Below are 14337 nucleotides of genomic sequence, written 5' to 3'. Positions count from 1 at the left end.
TGGGCGCAACTGGTGCGGGTGATTGGTGTCAATTGCGACGTGTGTCACGGACGCCACGATCGGGCATCCGCCGACTCCGGGCGGCTGGTGACCGGCGCCGACGGGCGGATCCGGCGGTGCCGAGGGGTGTCGGAGGTGGGCCGGTTGCCTCTGGTGTGTGCCGATTGCGCCGAGTAGTCTCTTGCCTTCAACGCGTGCCGAACCCCTCCGGAGGCGTACACCCCCATGCGTGGCTCCCCCCTGCGCATCCTCGTCGTCGGCGCGGGCATCGCCGGGCTGGCCGTAGCCCGGGCGCTGCGCCTGGCGGGCTTTCGGCCGGACCTCACCGACAAGGCGCCGCCGCACGACCTCACCGACGCCGGCCTCTACCTCCCCGGCAACGCGGCCCGCGCGCTGCGCCGGCTGGACCTCGACGACCCCGTCCGCCCGTACGGGAAGGTCATCCACCGGCAGCGGTTCCTCGAATCGACCGGTACGCCGCTGTGCGAGGTCGACCTCGACGCACTCTGGGCCGGGGTCGGCGAGTGCCGTGCGCTGGCCCGCTCCGACCTGCACCGGGTGCTGCTCAGCGGTGCCGGCGGCGCGGTCCGGCACGGCGCGGAGGTACGCACCATCGACCTGCTGCCGTCCGCCGTCGGCGTCACCTTCGTCGACGGCACCCAGTCCGAGTACGACCTGGTGATCGGTGCGGACGGGCCGCGTTCCTCGATCCGGGCGCTGGCCGCGCTCGGCGGTCCACCCCGCCCCGCCGGGCAGGTGGTCTACCGCGGCGTCGTACGCGACGGCCCGCCGGTCGACGAGTGGACCGCCCTGCTCGGGCAGCGCTGCGGCTTCCTCGTGGTGCCGATCGGCGCCGGCCGTTTGCACTGCTACGCCGACGAAGCCGGCACCGACCTGCCAGCCGACCCGCTGGCCCGGCTACGCGAACTGTTCGGCGAGTACGGCGGACCGGTGCCGGAGGTGCTCGACGCGCTCGACGGGGTCCACGCCACGACCACCGACGAGGTCGAACTCGGGCGCTGGTACCGGGGTCGGGTGGTGCTGGTCGGCGATGCCGCCCACGCCACCGCGCCGACCCTGTCCCAGGGGGCCGCGATGGCCCTGGAGGACGCGGTGGTGCTCGCCGAGTCGCTGCACGCCGCGGGCAGCGTCGAGGCGGCGCTCACCGCGTACGAGAGCCGCCGCCGGCCGCGTACCCGATGGGTGCAGGACCGGACCCGGGACCGCAACCGCACCCGCGACGTGCCGCCGGCGCTACGCGACCCGCTGCTGCGCGGACGCGGCGACCGCATCTTCGGGGAGCACTACCGGCTACTTCTCGGCCCGCTGTGATCCACCCCCGGGCGACCCCACGCGGTGCTGTCACCTGCCGGGGACTATCCTCCTTGCGGATGACGGCCCGCCGAGTCAGCGCGTGCCGAGCGGGACAACCCAGAACCGGAGGCCACTCGTGACCACCGTCGCACCCAAGCCGGTCGTGACCCGGCCCTGGCCGGTCCGGGAGCCGGTCAAGGGGTCGGCCATCGCGCGGCTGCTGCGGACCACGGACGCGAAGCAGATCGGGATCATGTACATGGTCACCGCGTTCGTGTTCTTCATGATCGGTGGCCTGATGGCCCTGATCATGCGGGCCGAGCTGGCCCGGCCCGGGCTGCAGTTCCTGTCGCCTGAGCAGTACAACCAGCTGTTCACGATGCACGGCACGATCATGCTGCTGTTCTTCGCGACGCCCATCGTGTTCGCGTTCGGCAACTACGTCGTGCCCATCCAGATCGGTGCTCCCGACGTCTCCTTCCCGCGGCTGAACAGCTTCGCCTACTGGCTGTACCTGTTCGGCGGCACCATGGCCACCGCCGGCTTCCTCACCCCGGGTGGAGCGGCGGACTTCGGCTGGACCGCCTACACCCCGTTGAGCACCAGCGAGCACGCTCCGGGTGTCGGCGCCAACATGTGGGTGGTCGGTCTGGCCATCTCCGGTCTGGGCACCATCCTCGGCGCGGTCAACCTGATCACCACGATCCTGACCCTGCGCGCGCCGGGCATGACCATGTTCCGGATGCCGATCTTCACCTGGAACATGCTGGTCACCAGCCTCCTGGTGATCCTGGTCTTCCCGCTGCTGGCCGCCGCGCTGTTCGCGCTGGCCGCCGACCGGTTGCTCGGTGCGCACGTCTACAGCCCGGAGACCGGCGGGCCGATGCTCTGGCAGCACCTGTTCTGGTTCTTCGGTCACCCCGAGGTCTACATCATCGCGCTGCCGTTCTTCGGCATCATCAGCGAGATCATCCCGGTCTTCTCCCGCAAGCCGATCTTCGGCTACAAGGGCCTGGTCGCCGCCACCATCGCGATCGCCGCCCTGTCGATGAGCGTCTGGGCGCACCACATGTTCGCCACCGGCCAGGTGCTGCTGCCGTTCTTCAGCTTCCTGAGCTACCTGATCGCCGTGCCCACCGGCATGAAGTTCTTCAACTGGCTCGGCACCATGTGGCGGGGGCAGATCAGCTTCGAGTCACCGATGCTGTTCTCCATCGGCTTCCTGGTCACCTTCCTCTTCGGTGGCCTGACCGGCGTGTTGCTGGCCGCCCCGCCGCTGGACTTCCACGTGCACGACTCGTACTTCGTGGTGGCGCACTTCCACTACGTGCTCTTCGGCACGATCGTCTTCGCGGTCTTCGCCGGCATCTACTTCTGGTTCCCGAAGATGTTCGGCCGGATGCTCGACGAGCGGCTCGGCAAGATTCACTTCTGGCTGACCATGATCGGTTTCCACACCACCTTCCTGGTGCAGCACTGGCTGGGCGGCGAAGGCATGCCCCGGCGGTACGTCGACTACCAGGACATCGATGGCTTCACCACGCTGAACATGATCTCCACGGTCGGGGCGTTCATCACCGGTATCTCGACGCTGCCGTTCCTCTACAACTGCTGGAAGTCGTACAAGGCCGGCCCGGTGGTCGAGGTCGACGACCCGTGGGGTCACGGCAACTCCCTCGAGTGGGCGACCAGCTCGCCGCCGCCGCTGCGCAACTTCGACCGGATGCCGCGGATCCGCTCCGAGCGGCCGGCCTTCGACCACAAGTTCCCCGAGCTGGCTGCCGGACAGACCCTGGCCGGTCCGCCCGAGGGTGGTTCCAAGCCGCTGACCAGTGAATCCGACGGTGGTGCCAGCTACACCGAGGACGTGGCCAGCGACACCGACCGCCGCTGACCCACCGCGTCGCAAGACGGGCGCCGATCCCCATGCCGGGGGTCGGCGCCCGCCCGGCTGTCGCGGCCGGTGTCAGGCCCGTGACCCCATCCGCACCGACACTGCACCAGTTGTCGCTCTCTGTGATGACCGACCCTCGGCGCAGGGTTTCACTCTGTGTGATGGTCTTGGCTGAGACCCCACCTGTCACCTTTCATCCTTTGCTCTGCTTCAACCCACGCAATAGCAGTTGAGCTGCTGGGATTCGGCGGCCCGACGAAGGCGTGTCGGCCGGTGCGACACGGTGCGTAATCCGTTGCGTGGGTTGAAGCAGAGCAAAGGGAGTGGATGGGGAAGGGCGGGGTGGCGTGGGTGGCTACGTAACGTAAGGGTCGAGGTTGGCGACGTGGCCCCAGCCGCAGTCGAGGTTGGCGACGTGGTCCCGGCCCCGGTGATCCGACTCGGGTGGGGGCGGGGTGGGAAGCGTAGGGGAATGGGAGCGCCTGGCGTCGGAGGGTGGGTCAGGAGGCGGCCGGGGTGAGGGCGGTCGCGGTGGGCTCGTCGCTTGCCTGGGTGGTGGCCGCGACGTCCGCGCGGCGGTGGCGAAGCTCGATCGGCAGCACCGCGAGGGCCACCAGGGCACCTATCGCGCCGGTGACCGCGAACCCCCACAGCGGGGCCGAGGCGTCGATGACCGCACCGGCCAGCGGGGCACCGACGGCGATGCCGACGGTGACCGCCGAGCCGTGCAGGCCCATCGCCTCACCGCGGACGCCGGCCGGGGCGAGCCGGCTGACGGTGTCGGAGGTGGCCGCGATTGTCGGCGCGCAGAGCGCACCCGCCGGGATCAACGCCAGGCAGAGCAGCCACCAGTGGGAACCGCCCAGCCCGACGGGGATGGTGCAGAGGCTCAGCAGGCCCATCAGCGCCACCGGCGAGAACGAGCGGCGAACCGCGCCGTAGGCGAATCCTCCCAGCAGCGACGCTACCGCCCAGACGGAGAGCACCACGCCGGTGAAACCGACGTCGCCGTTCTCCCGCAGCACCGCGATGACCGCCACGTCGGTGCCGCCGAGCACCAGGGTCGCTGCGGCGCTGACGGCGAACACAGCGACCAGCCGCGAGGTGAGCCACTGCCGTCGGGCGACGCGCGGCTGCGGCCCGGTCGACGCCTCGGCGGCGCTGCGTACCGGCGGGTTGAGCAGCCACAGCACCACCCCGGAGACGACGATGCCGGCGCCGACGAGGTAGAGCGTGAGGCGGGCCGAGATGGTGGTGACACCCACCGTGGCCAGGGCAGGACCGATCATGAACGACAGCTCGACCGACATGGAGTCCAGCGCGTACGCCGGCCGACGCTTCTCCGCCGGTACCAGCGCGGCGATGGACTGCCGGATCACCGAGAAGATCGGCAGCGCCAGCAGGCCGGCCAGGAACGCGGCCGGCAGCAACAGGAAGTACGACAACATCGGTGCGGTCGACCAGAAGACGGCCTCGGCCACCGCGGTGAGAACCAGCACGGGCCGCAGACCGCGACGGTCGACCAGGCGGCCCAGCAGCGGACCGCCGACCGCCGCGCCGACCGTGATCGCGGCGCCGACCAGACCGGCCGCACCGTAGCCGCGGCCGAGGTCCTGCACGACGTAGAACGTCAGCGTGACGCCGGTGGCGGTCAGCGGGACCCGCGCCAGCACCGCGACGAGCAGCAGTGACCGCAGACCGGGCAGGGCGAGCGCCTCCCGGTAAGGCTTCATGTTCACGTCGGTCCGTACCTCCGCCGGACATCCTCGACCGGCGGAGCTACGCCTGCCAACGAATTAACGACTCATGCGGCTTTGATCACAGGGGCACCGAATGTGGTGATCCCGGCCCCCTCGAAGGCGCGCAGCGCGACGTCGGTGGTGTCCGGCGCGACGGCCGCCGTCAGGTCCAGCAGCACGGTGGTGGCGAAACCCTCCCGGGCGGCATCCAGCGCGGTGGCCCGCACGCAGTGGTCAGTGGCGATCCCGACCACGTCCACCCGCTCCACGCCACGCTGCCGCAGCCAGTCGGCCAGACCCTCGCCGTCGTCGGCGTGCCCCTCGAACCCGGAGTACGCGGCGGCGTACTCGCCCTTGTGAAAGATCGCCTCGATCCGGTCGGTGGCCAGTTCCGGGTGGAACTCGGAGCCGGGGGTGCCGACCACGCAGTGCCGGGGCCAGGTGCTCACGTAGTCCGGCGACTCGGCGAAGTGCGTGCCCGGGTCGACGTGGTAGTCCTTCGTCGCCACGATGTGATCCCAGCGGTCCGGCTCGGCGGCCAGCAGCCGGGAGATCCCGGCCGCTACCCCCGCCCCGCCGGCAACGGCCAGCGAGCCGCCCTCGCAGAAGTCCTTCTGCACGTCCACGATGATCAGCGCGTTGCTCACCGACTCCACTCCTCTCACTCGGCGGGTACCACGGTGACCGGGATGGCCGGATCGCCCGCGGAGAGCTTGAGACCCTCCCACGGGATCGAGATCAGGCACTGCCGCAGGTGCTCCCGCGACTCGTCGAGCGTCGGCAGGGCCACCGGCTCGCCGTCCACGACGTACGACCGTTGCAGCAGCCGGTCGTTGGGGCGGTGATCCGGCACTCCCTGCGGTACGACGATCTCCTCGATGGCCGTGCCGGTCGGCTTGTGCCGGCGGACGGCGACCTTGCGTCCGCCGATGGTGGCCTTCTGCTCGGACCGCTTGACCACCGGGCGGCCCTCGACCTCGACCAACTTGTAGACCAGCCCGGCCGTGGGTGCGCCGGAGCCGGTCACCACGGCGGTGCCGGCGCCGTACATGTCCACCGGCTCGGCGGCCAGCGCCGCGATGGCGTACTCGTCGAGGTCGCCCGAGACGATGATCTTTGTCTCGGTGGCGCCGAGCGAATCCAGCAGCTGCCGGGACTGCTGGGCGATCACCGCCAGGTCGCCGGAGTCGATGCGGACCGCCCGCAGCTCCGGCCCGGCCACCTCGATCGCGTTACGGATGCCCTGGCTGATGTCGTACGTGTCGACAAGCAGCGTGGTGTCCTTGCCCAGCGTGGCGACCTGTGAGGCGAACGCGGCCCGCTCGTCGTCGTGCAGCAGGGTGAAGGCGTGCGCGGCGGTGCCGGCGGTGGGTATGCCGTACCGCTGGCCAGCGGCCAGGTTGGAGGTGAACCGGAAGCCGGCCAGGTAGGCCGCCCGCGCCGCGGCGACCGCCGCCTCCTCGTGCGCCCGCCGCGACCCCATCTCGATAAGCGCCCGGCCACGGGCGGCGGTGACCATCCGCGCCGCGGCGGCAGCTACCGCGCAGTCGTGGTTGAGCACCGACAGCACCAGCGTCTCCAGCACCACGCACTCGGCGAAGCTGCCGGAGACGGTCAGGATCGGCGAGCCGGGGAAGAAGAGCTCCCCCTCGGCGTACCCGTCGATCTCGCCGGTGAACCGGTACCCGGACAGCCATTCGGCGCCCGGCTCGTCCACCACCCCGGTTCGACGCAGGAACTCGATGTCGGCCGGGTCGAAGCGGAACTCGCGGATCAGCTCGATCAGGCGTGCGGTGCCGGCGACCACGCCGTACCGACGGCCGGCGGGGAGCCGACGGCTGAACACCTCGAACACGCAGCGCCGGTCAGCCGTGCCGTCCCGCAGGGCGGCGCTGACCATGGTCAGCTCGTAGTGGTCGGTCAGCAGCGCGGGACGAAGGGTGTGCACCCCCTCAGACTAGGGTTCACAGTGCCGTCGTGCCGTCGTGCCCCGGGATCGTGCCGAGGGCCACCCTCAGCTCCGCCCGGCTGGTCACCCCGAGCTTGGTGTACACGCGTTGCAGGTGGTTCTCCACCGTGCGGGCGGAGAGAAAGAGCTGCTCGGCGATGGCGCGGCTGGTGCCGCCGACCGCCGCGAGCCGGGCCACCTGCCACTCCCGGTCGGTAAGAGTCGGGGTGGCCGCCTGTAGCGCCGGAGTGTGCACCATGTCACACCCGGCGAGCAGCGCGCCGAGCCGTTGCCGGGCGTGCCCGACCTCGGGCGCGCGGCGCTGCCGCAGCAGGTGCACGGCCTCCGCCGCGGCCTCGGCGGCCAGCAGGTCGAGCCCGCGCTCCGCGAAGTCGTCGGCCGCGCCGAGCAATCCCTCCGGCAGACCGTCGGCCGACGCCCGGGCATGCCGGGCCAGCAACGGCGGCAACTCCCCGTCGACCTGCTCGGACAGCTCGGTCAATCGCTGGGCGACGGTACGGCGGCCGCCGTCGGAACACCTCGGCCCGGTCTGCGCCCCGGCCTGACCCAGCCGCACCAGATCATGCAGCACCAGGGCCTCGTGACCGGCGAAGCCGTCAGCACGCAGCCGGTCCACCAGGCCGTGCAGCCGGCTCACCGCTGCGGACAGGTCACCACCGGCCGCCAGCGTCGCCACCCGGGCCTGTTCCAGCCACGGGTACAGCACACCCATGCTCGGCGAGTGGAGCCGATCGGCCTCGGCCATCGCCTCGGCGGCCTGTCGGGCGTCGCCACGCAGCGCGGCGGCCTGGGCCCGCTCCGACTGAGCCAGCCCCGCGTAGACCCGGCTGGTCGCCAGGACCGCACAGGCACTGAGCGCGGCCTGCAACGCGGTGTCGCTGCGTCCGCGCAGCCGCGCCGCGTACGCCCGCAGGATCGCCAGATAGCCGGTGCCGAGCCGGAAGTCACCCGCGTCGGCGAGGTCGGCGAACTCGTCGGCGACCAGCGCGTCGATGCCGGCGAGATCGCCGGAGAGGGCCAGCCGGGTACCCCGGGCCAGCTCCACTGCCAGTTGCAGGTACGGCATGTCGGCCCGCCAACTGGCCACCTTCGCCTGCACCAGGTCCACCGCGGTGGCGCTGCGGCACAGTTGCCCCTGCACGGCCTGAAGGTGTGCGATCGTGCAGCGGGCCAGCTCGCGGGCGGCGACACTGGCCGCCGGCCGGTCCAGCACGCTCTGTGCGAGCCGCAGCGCGGCCGGCGCGTCCAGCCGGTGCAACCGCATGATCGCCTCGAAGGCTCGGACCCGGGCCTGAGCGGCGGCGTCGGTCAGCTTCGTGCCCTCGGCGGCGATCTCCTCCACGGTGGACGACTGGCTCAGCCCCCAGTAGCTGACCATGCCGCGTACCGTCAGCCACCGGCTCAGCCGCTCCTCCTGACCGGCGTCGGTGGCGACGGCGTCGAGCACGCCGAGCGCCTCGGCGGGCCGGTCGGCGAACATCAGAATGGTCGCCAGCAGTTCGGCCGCGTCGAACCCACCACCGGCGTCGAGCGCCGCGCGGGCCAGCCGGGTCGCCAGGGGTACGTCGTACCGTGCGAACGCCTCACCGGCCGCGGCGATCAGCATCGCCGGGTCCTGCGCGGTGCCGGAGGCCAGTCGCCATCTCGCCACCCGCAGCAGATCCTCCCGCCGCCGCTTGCCGACCTTTTCCAGCAGGTCCGCCAGGTGCGCCTGCAAGCGGCGGGTGCGGCTGACCGGGCACTGCCGGCGTACCACCTCGCCGTAGAGCGGGTGGGCCAGGCGGACGTCGAGCCGCCGGTCGGACTCCACCATGGTGATCAGGCCGCGTTCCTCGGCGTACTCCACGTCGTGCTGTTCCACGGCCTGGTGCAGCAGCCGCAGGCCGAGCGGCTCGCCGAACGCGACCAACTCGACCACCGCCCGCACCCCGGGGGTGAGCTGGCCGATCCGGATGTCGATCAGCTCGGTCAGGCTGGGTGCCAGTTCCAGCCGGCCCGTCCAGGTCCAGACGCCGTACCTCTCGACGAGTTCACCGCTGTTGGTGGCCGCGTGCACCAGCTCGCGCAGCAGGAGCGGGTTGCCGGCACTGAGTCGACCCAGGCGGTCGGTGGAGCCGCTGTCGACCTGACCGCCGACGATGGCGGTGAGCATGGCGGCCGTCTCGTCCGACGTCATCGGGCCCAGCTCGGCCCGCTCCACCAGCCCATCCGTCCACAGTGCCCGGATCGGCAGGGGGATCTGCTCCCCGTCGCGCAGGGTGCCGACCACCGAGGCGTTGTCGGCGCGGGCCACCAGGTGCACCAGCGCGGCCGACGGTGGATCGAGCAGGTGCGCGTCATCGACCGCGAGGACGATCCGCCGGCCGGCGGCCTGCTGCTGCAACACGTCGACGGCCCAGCGCAGGATGCCGGCCGGGGACAGGCCCTGCGGCTGCTCCGGAAGCACCTGGACCAGTCCGCCGAAGGCCATCGCGGAGGTGGTGGCGCTGGCCGCGATCCGCCAGACCGCGTACTTCTCACCGGGCAGCGTGTCGACACCCTCGTGCAACAGCCGGCTCTTGCCGATGCCGGCGCTGCCGGTGAAGAGGATTCCCCGACCACGTACGCCGGCCACCGCCATCCGGAGACGGTCGAGTTGCTCAGCCCGGCCCACGAAGCTCCACCGACTCATTCGCGCAGCATATCGACGGAACTGTGGCCCGCACGGCAGCGCGCGAGGGCGAACTTGAGTAGTTGTAGAGTTACCGCTGAGTATCGCAATTGTCCCGATCCCGACGCTCGCGCCTTTACTCTTCCGGAATCCGAGTGTCGACACCGGATGCTCACTGCGGCCGGGTCACCGGTCGCCCTGCCTCGGAGGCCGCCGCCTGATGAAGCCGGGCCCGCTCCACCATCTCGGCACGCCCGACGACGCGGCCGGGCCGCATGGTCGCCGGCCCTTTCCGGAGCGGCTCGGCGTGTCCAGCACCGATGCCCGTGAACCGGTCGCGGTGGTCGCGGCCGGTCCCGCCGCCGCCGGCCGCACCGGTGTGCTCGCCACGCTGCTGGAACTCGACTCCGGACTCCTCGCCGTCCCGGGCGGTAGCTGGCTGGTGGTACGGCACAGCGCCGAACCCACCCGGGCCGCCTATGTGCCCGGCTACCGTACGCCGCACTCGTACCGGCCCGACCTGCCGGCTGCCGGACCGGCGCTGGCCAGGCCGCCACGCCGGGTCGAGCTGAGCCTGCCCCAGCCGTTGATGAGACGCTTCGTGCTTGTCGACACGCCGGACATCGCCACGCTGGGTCCGGCCGGGTGTGGTGTCCTGCTCGACGCGGTGGGCCGGGCCGGCGCACTCCTGTTCGTGATCGCGGCGGACCAGTCGTTCGGCGCCGCCGAGCTGAATCTGCTGTCCGACCTCGCCGGGACACCGGTCCGGGTCTTCTTCGCGGTCACGCCGGGCGCCGACGGCTGGGCGGCCGGCGAGGGCACGGCGGCGGTGCGGTGGTCGGGGGAGTCCGGCGGCTCGGCGGTCGATCCGGTCACGGTCACCGTCGAGGCACACCGGGCAGCGCTGCTCGCCGCCGTGCCCGGGCTGGCCGATGCCCGCTGGTTCCCCATGGTCACCGGTGGCGAGGCCGACCTGCGACGGGCCCTGGTGGACTGGGCCTCCGACGAGGAACTGCGGCGGGGCAGCCTGGAGCCGCCCGAGTTGCCGGGTGAGCGCGGCCGGGTGCCGGTGCTTACCGAACCGGGCGAATGGTCGGAACAGCTCGACCGGCAGGCCCGCACCGCCGCCCGGCGGATCCGCCAGCATCTCGCCCTGGAGCTGGCAAACATGCACATGCGCCTGGTGCAGGAGATCGTCTTCGGCGTCGGCTGCGCCGGCCTGCCCCAACTGCTCGACCGGGAGATGGCGGCGCTGTCGCTGCTGGCCACCGCCCAGTGCGACCACCATGCCGGCGAACTCGTCGAGGACGCCGCCGGTCGGCTCTTCGGTGCGCCGTTGCCCCAGGGGATCCGCCGGCGCATCGACACAGCGCTCCGCTGGAGCCTGGTCGACGATCCCACCGGGCAGGAGTTGGAGCGGGCGTTCCTCGTCACCAGTACGGCGGGCGTGGCGTCGCTGACCGGTGCGGCGGCGATCGACATGCTGTCCGCCTACCCCGCACCGCCCCGTACGGCGGTGCTCCCGCCGGTGGCCGTGGCGTTGTCGGGAGGCTGCTGGCAGCACTGGCGTTCGCCCGGCAACAACGACCCGAGCGCGGCACGGGCCTGGGCGCAGCGGGCGCTGCGGGAGATCGAGTTGGAGTTGTCGCGAGAGGTCGCCCGCCGGTTCGAGGCGGTCCGTCTCTCGCTCGGCACGGTGCTGTCCGATGCTGCCGAACACGGCATCCTGCTCGCCTGACCGGGCTGCCGCTCACCCTGCTGGCGGTGCCGGTGGGGGATCTGCGCACGTCCGGGACGGGACCGGCCGAGGCGCGGGAGCGGCCGTGGCTGGTGATCCGGGCTGGTCCGGCGTTCCGGTTCCTCGATTCCCCGGATCCGGTGGCACGATGGGGGGCATGGCGGCTCCGCAGGTTGCACCGGTCGAGACCCCGGACACCGATGAGGTGCCGGCAGCTGACCGGCCGTGGGTGACGATCGTGTGGGACGACCCGGTCAACCTGATGACCTACGTGACCTGGGTGTTCCAGAAGCTTTTCGGGTACAGCCGGGAGAAGGCCGAGCAGCTGATGCTGGACGTGCACCACAAGGGCAAGGCGGTGGTCTCCAGCGGGGCCCGCGAACGCATGGAGCACGACGCCTCGCAGCTGCACGCGTACGGTCTCTGGGCGACGGTGGACCGGTCGTGAGCATGTTCCGCCGCCGCGCCGACCGGTACGTCGCCACCTTCGCGGTGGACGAGGTGCGGGTGCTCCGTAAGGTCGCCTCCGAGGTGGTCGGCCTGCTCACCGACGGTTTCGACCATTCCGACCCGGTTGTCTGCCGGCTCTTCCCGGAGGCCTACCCGGAGGACGCGGCGGGCACTGCGGAGTTCCGCCGGTATACCGAAGGCGACCTGAAGACCGCCAAGATCGACCAGGCCGGCGCGATCCTGGCCGCCCTGCCCGGCGACAGCGGCGGGGAGGTGCGCCTGGACGCCGAGGCGGCCGAGGCGTGGTTGCGCGCGCTCAACGACGCCCGGTTGGCGATGGGCGTACGGCTGGAGATCAAGGACGGGACGGACTTGGGCGCGGAACTCGACGACGCGGTCGCCGACGATCCGAGTTCCAGCCGGGTGTTCCAGCTTTCGGTCTACGCATATCTCGGCTATCTCCAGGAGTCCCTGCTCAACGCCTTGATCGGCTGACTGTGACCGGCACCGCCTCGCGGTTGACCGCAGTCGGGGCTACCCTTGGCGACGTGCTGAGCATCGACCGGTCGATCGTCGACGCGATCGTCGCCCACGCCCGTCGGGATCACCCCGACGAGGCCTGCGGCGTGGTCGCCGGTCCCGTCGGCAGTGACACGCCGACCCGGCACATCCCGATGGAGAACGCCGCCCGTTCGATGACCTTCTACGAGTTCGACTCGATGGAGCACCTGCGGGTGTGGCGCGAGATGGACGACCGGGACGAGGAACCGGTGGTGATCTACCACTCGCACACCGCCACCGAGGCGTACCCGTCACGGACGGACATCTCCTTCGCCGGCGAGCCCGACGCGCACTATCTGCTCGTCTCCACGCGCGAGCCCGACACGGAGGAGATCCGCTCCTTCCGCATCGTGGACGGCGTGGTGACCGAAGAGCCGGTGCGGATCCTCGACGCCGGGGTGGATCCGCACGCCGTGCAGTCATACATGTTCGGGCAGAGCCCGGCGACGGTCGACTACGAGTGTTCGGGCCGCTGATCACCCTCAGCCCCCGCACGCCCTTTCCCGTCACCGAGCATCCACCCGATCGAGGAGTACGACACCATGGCCATCGAGGTTCGCATCCCCACCATCCTGCGCAGCTACACCGGCGGCGCGAAGGTCGTCGAGGGCGGCGGCGACACGCTTGACGACCTGCTCACCGACCTGGACTCCCGGCACTCCGGGCTGCGTGGCCGGCTGGTCACCGAGGCCGGCGCGCTGCACCGCTTCGTCAACGTCTACGTCAACGACGAGGACGTCCGCTTCCTCGGCGCGCTGGACGCCAAGCTCAACGACGGCGACAGCGTGACCATCCTGCCCGCGGTGGCCGGCGGTGCGTTCGGCTTCGCCGCGGCGGCGGCGATGGCGCAGCACGTCGCAGCCGCGCCGGCCCAGGGCCGGGCGCGCGTCACCGCGAGCTGAGGCGGCCCGCGATGACGCGGTACGACAGCCTGTTGGACGCCTGCGGCGGGACACCGCTGGTGGGGCTGCCCCGACTGTCGCCGACGGTGCCCGAGGGCGCACCGCCGGTGCGGCTGTGGGCGAAGCTTGAGGACCGTAACCCCACCGGCAGTGTCAAGGACCGGGCCGCCCTGTTCATGGTCCGGGCCGCGGAGGCCGCCGGGCGACTCCGGCCCGGCGACACCATCCTGGAGCCGACCAGCGGCAACACCGGCATCTCGCTGGCCATGGTGGCCAAGTTGCGGGGGTACCGGCTGGTCTGCGTGATGCCCGAGAACGTCTCCACCGAGCGGGTGCAGCTGCTGCGGATGTACGGCGCGGAGATCATCTTCTCGCCGGCGGCCGGTGGATCCAACCAGGCGGTGGCCACGGCCAAGCAGATCGCCAGCGAGCACCCCGACTGGGTGATGCTCTTCCAGTACGGCAACGAGGCGAATGCCCGGGCGCACTACGAGACGACCGGGCCCGAGCTGCTGCACGACCTGCCGACCATCACCCACTTCGTGGCCGGGCTCGGCACCACCGGCACCCTGATGGGCACCGGGCGTTACCTGCGCGAGAAGGTCGAGGGCATCCAGATCGTCGCCGCCGAGCCGCGCTACGGCGAGCTGGTCTACGGGCTACGCAACATCGACGAGGGATACGTACCGGAGCTCTACGACGCGACCGTGCTCAACCGTCGCTTCTCCGTCGGCACCCGGGACGCGGTGCTGCGTACCCGACAGCTGGTGGAGGTCGAGGGGTTGTTCGTCGGCTTCTCCACCGGCGCGGTCCTGCACGCGGCGCTTGCCGTGGCGCACGAGGCGGCGCGGGCCGGCCGCCGGGCCGACGTGGCGTTCGTCGTCAGTGACGGCGGCTGGAAATATCTGAGCACCGGGGCGTACGGCGGGACGCTCGCCGACGCGGAGGAGGCACTGGACGGTCAGCTCTGGGCCTGACCTGCGGCGCGACCGACGCGGCCGGGGGCCCCCCCCCCCCCCCCGGGGGCCCGGGGGGGGGGGGGGGGCCCGGTTTTACCAGTGGGTGTGGGGGGGGGGGTGGGGGCGGGGGAAACCGGGGGGAGGTTTTTTGAACATAAAGC

Annotated in this window: 12 protein-coding genes; 8 read left to right on the top strand and 4 right to left on the bottom strand. The window is 71.5% G+C overall.

Annotated features, from left to right (window positions below; genetic code table 11):
• Positions 1-225: 225 nt before the first annotated feature.
• Positions 226-1332, top strand: a complete 1107-nt coding sequence (locus ACFY2A_RS27825; RefSeq protein WP_387175914.1) for an FAD-dependent monooxygenase — start codon at positions 226-228, stop codon at positions 1330-1332.
• A 118-nt stretch (positions 1333-1450) separates the two neighbouring features.
• Positions 1451-3208 carry a cytochrome c oxidase subunit I gene (gene ctaD / locus ACFY2A_RS27820; RefSeq protein WP_387175911.1) on the top strand — a complete coding sequence of 586 codons (1758 nt, stop codon included), beginning with the start codon at positions 1451-1453 and terminating at the stop codon, positions 3206-3208.
• Positions 3209-3708: 500 nt separating this feature from the next.
• Here the strand turns inward: ctaD and ACFY2A_RS27815 are convergent, their stop codons facing one another.
• The 4 genes from ACFY2A_RS27815 to ACFY2A_RS27800 all read right to left on the bottom strand — a co-directional run bounded on the left by ACFY2A_RS27815 (position 3709) and on the right by ACFY2A_RS27800 (position 9587).
• Entirely contained in the window at positions 3709-4941 is a 1233-nt protein-coding gene (locus ACFY2A_RS27815; RefSeq protein ID WP_387175988.1) for an MFS transporter, read from the bottom strand.
• A 71-nt stretch (positions 4942-5012) separates the two neighbouring features.
• Complete coding sequence (locus tag ACFY2A_RS27810) at positions 5013-5594, bottom strand: isochorismatase family protein (protein WP_363916597.1); 582 nt, start codon at positions 5592-5594, stop codon at positions 5013-5015.
• 14 nt (positions 5595-5608) lie between these two features.
• A complete protein-coding gene (locus ACFY2A_RS27805) occupies positions 5609-6895 on the bottom strand; it encodes a nicotinate phosphoribosyltransferase (RefSeq protein WP_387175909.1) in 1287 nt (428 codons plus the stop codon).
• A 16-nt stretch (positions 6896-6911) separates the two neighbouring features.
• Positions 6912-9587, bottom strand: a complete 2676-nt coding sequence (locus ACFY2A_RS27800) for a LuxR C-terminal-related transcriptional regulator (RefSeq protein WP_363916602.1) — start codon at positions 9585-9587, stop codon at positions 6912-6914.
• Between the two features lie 286 nt (positions 9588-9873).
• Here ACFY2A_RS27800 and ACFY2A_RS27795 point away from each other — a divergent pair, with 286 nt between their 5' ends.
• From ACFY2A_RS27795 to ACFY2A_RS27770, 6 genes are all read left to right on the top strand, one after another.
• On the top strand, positions 9874-11304 hold the full coding sequence (locus tag ACFY2A_RS27795; RefSeq protein ID WP_363916604.1) for a hypothetical protein: 1431 nt from the start codon (positions 9874-9876) through the stop codon (positions 11302-11304).
• 157 nt (positions 11305-11461) lie between these two features.
• Positions 11462-11752, top strand: coding sequence for an ATP-dependent Clp protease adapter ClpS (gene clpS / locus ACFY2A_RS27790; RefSeq protein ID WP_093401920.1), 291 nt, complete (start codon positions 11462-11464; stop codon positions 11750-11752).
• A 2-nt stretch (positions 11753-11754) separates the two neighbouring features.
• Positions 11755-12249, top strand: coding sequence for a DUF2017 domain-containing protein (locus ACFY2A_RS27785; RefSeq protein WP_387175986.1), 495 nt, complete (start codon positions 11755-11757; stop codon positions 12247-12249).
• A 53-nt stretch (positions 12250-12302) separates the two neighbouring features.
• Positions 12303-12791, top strand: a complete 489-nt coding sequence (locus ACFY2A_RS27780) for a Mov34/MPN/PAD-1 family protein (protein WP_164445901.1) — start codon at positions 12303-12305, stop codon at positions 12789-12791.
• A gap of 66 nt (positions 12792-12857) precedes the next feature.
• On the top strand, positions 12858-13217 hold the full coding sequence (locus ACFY2A_RS27775; RefSeq protein ID WP_363916606.1) for a MoaD family protein: 360 nt from the start codon (positions 12858-12860) through the stop codon (positions 13215-13217).
• A gap of 11 nt (positions 13218-13228) precedes the next feature.
• Positions 13229-14194 carry a PLP-dependent cysteine synthase family protein gene (locus ACFY2A_RS27770; protein WP_387175906.1) on the top strand — a complete coding sequence of 322 codons (966 nt, stop codon included), beginning with the start codon at positions 13229-13231 and terminating at the stop codon, positions 14192-14194.
• The last annotated feature ends 143 nt before the right edge of the window (positions 14195-14337 follow it).

It is taken from the genome of Micromonospora sp. NPDC000442 (assembly GCF_042898635.1).
Classification (GTDB): Bacteria; Actinomycetota; Actinomycetes; order Mycobacteriales; family Micromonosporaceae; genus Micromonospora.
Note: the sequence above shows the minus strand (reverse complement) of the source record. Positions and strands in the feature narration are given on the sequence as shown.

Coding starts and splice junctions, on each gene's coding strand:
- ACFY2A_RS27815 (WP_387175988.1), bottom strand. CDS start 4,941: ATGAAGCCTTACCGGGAGGCGCTCGCCCTGCCCGGTCTGCGGTCACTG.
- ACFY2A_RS27825 (WP_387175914.1), top strand. CDS start 226: ATGCGTGGCTCCCCCCTGCGCATCCTCGTCGTCGGCGCGGGCATCGCC.
- ACFY2A_RS27770 (WP_387175906.1), top strand. CDS start 13,229: ATGACGCGGTACGACAGCCTGTTGGACGCCTGCGGCGGGACACCGCTG.
- ACFY2A_RS27800 (WP_363916602.1), bottom strand. CDS start 9,587: ATGAGTCGGTGGAGCTTCGTGGGCCGGGCTGAGCAACTCGACCGTCTC.
- ACFY2A_RS27785 (WP_387175986.1), top strand. CDS start 11,755: ATGTTCCGCCGCCGCGCCGACCGGTACGTCGCCACCTTCGCGGTGGAC.
- ACFY2A_RS27775 (WP_363916606.1), top strand. CDS start 12,858: ATGGCCATCGAGGTTCGCATCCCCACCATCCTGCGCAGCTACACCGGC.
- clpS (WP_093401920.1), top strand. CDS start 11,462: ATGGCGGCTCCGCAGGTTGCACCGGTCGAGACCCCGGACACCGATGAG.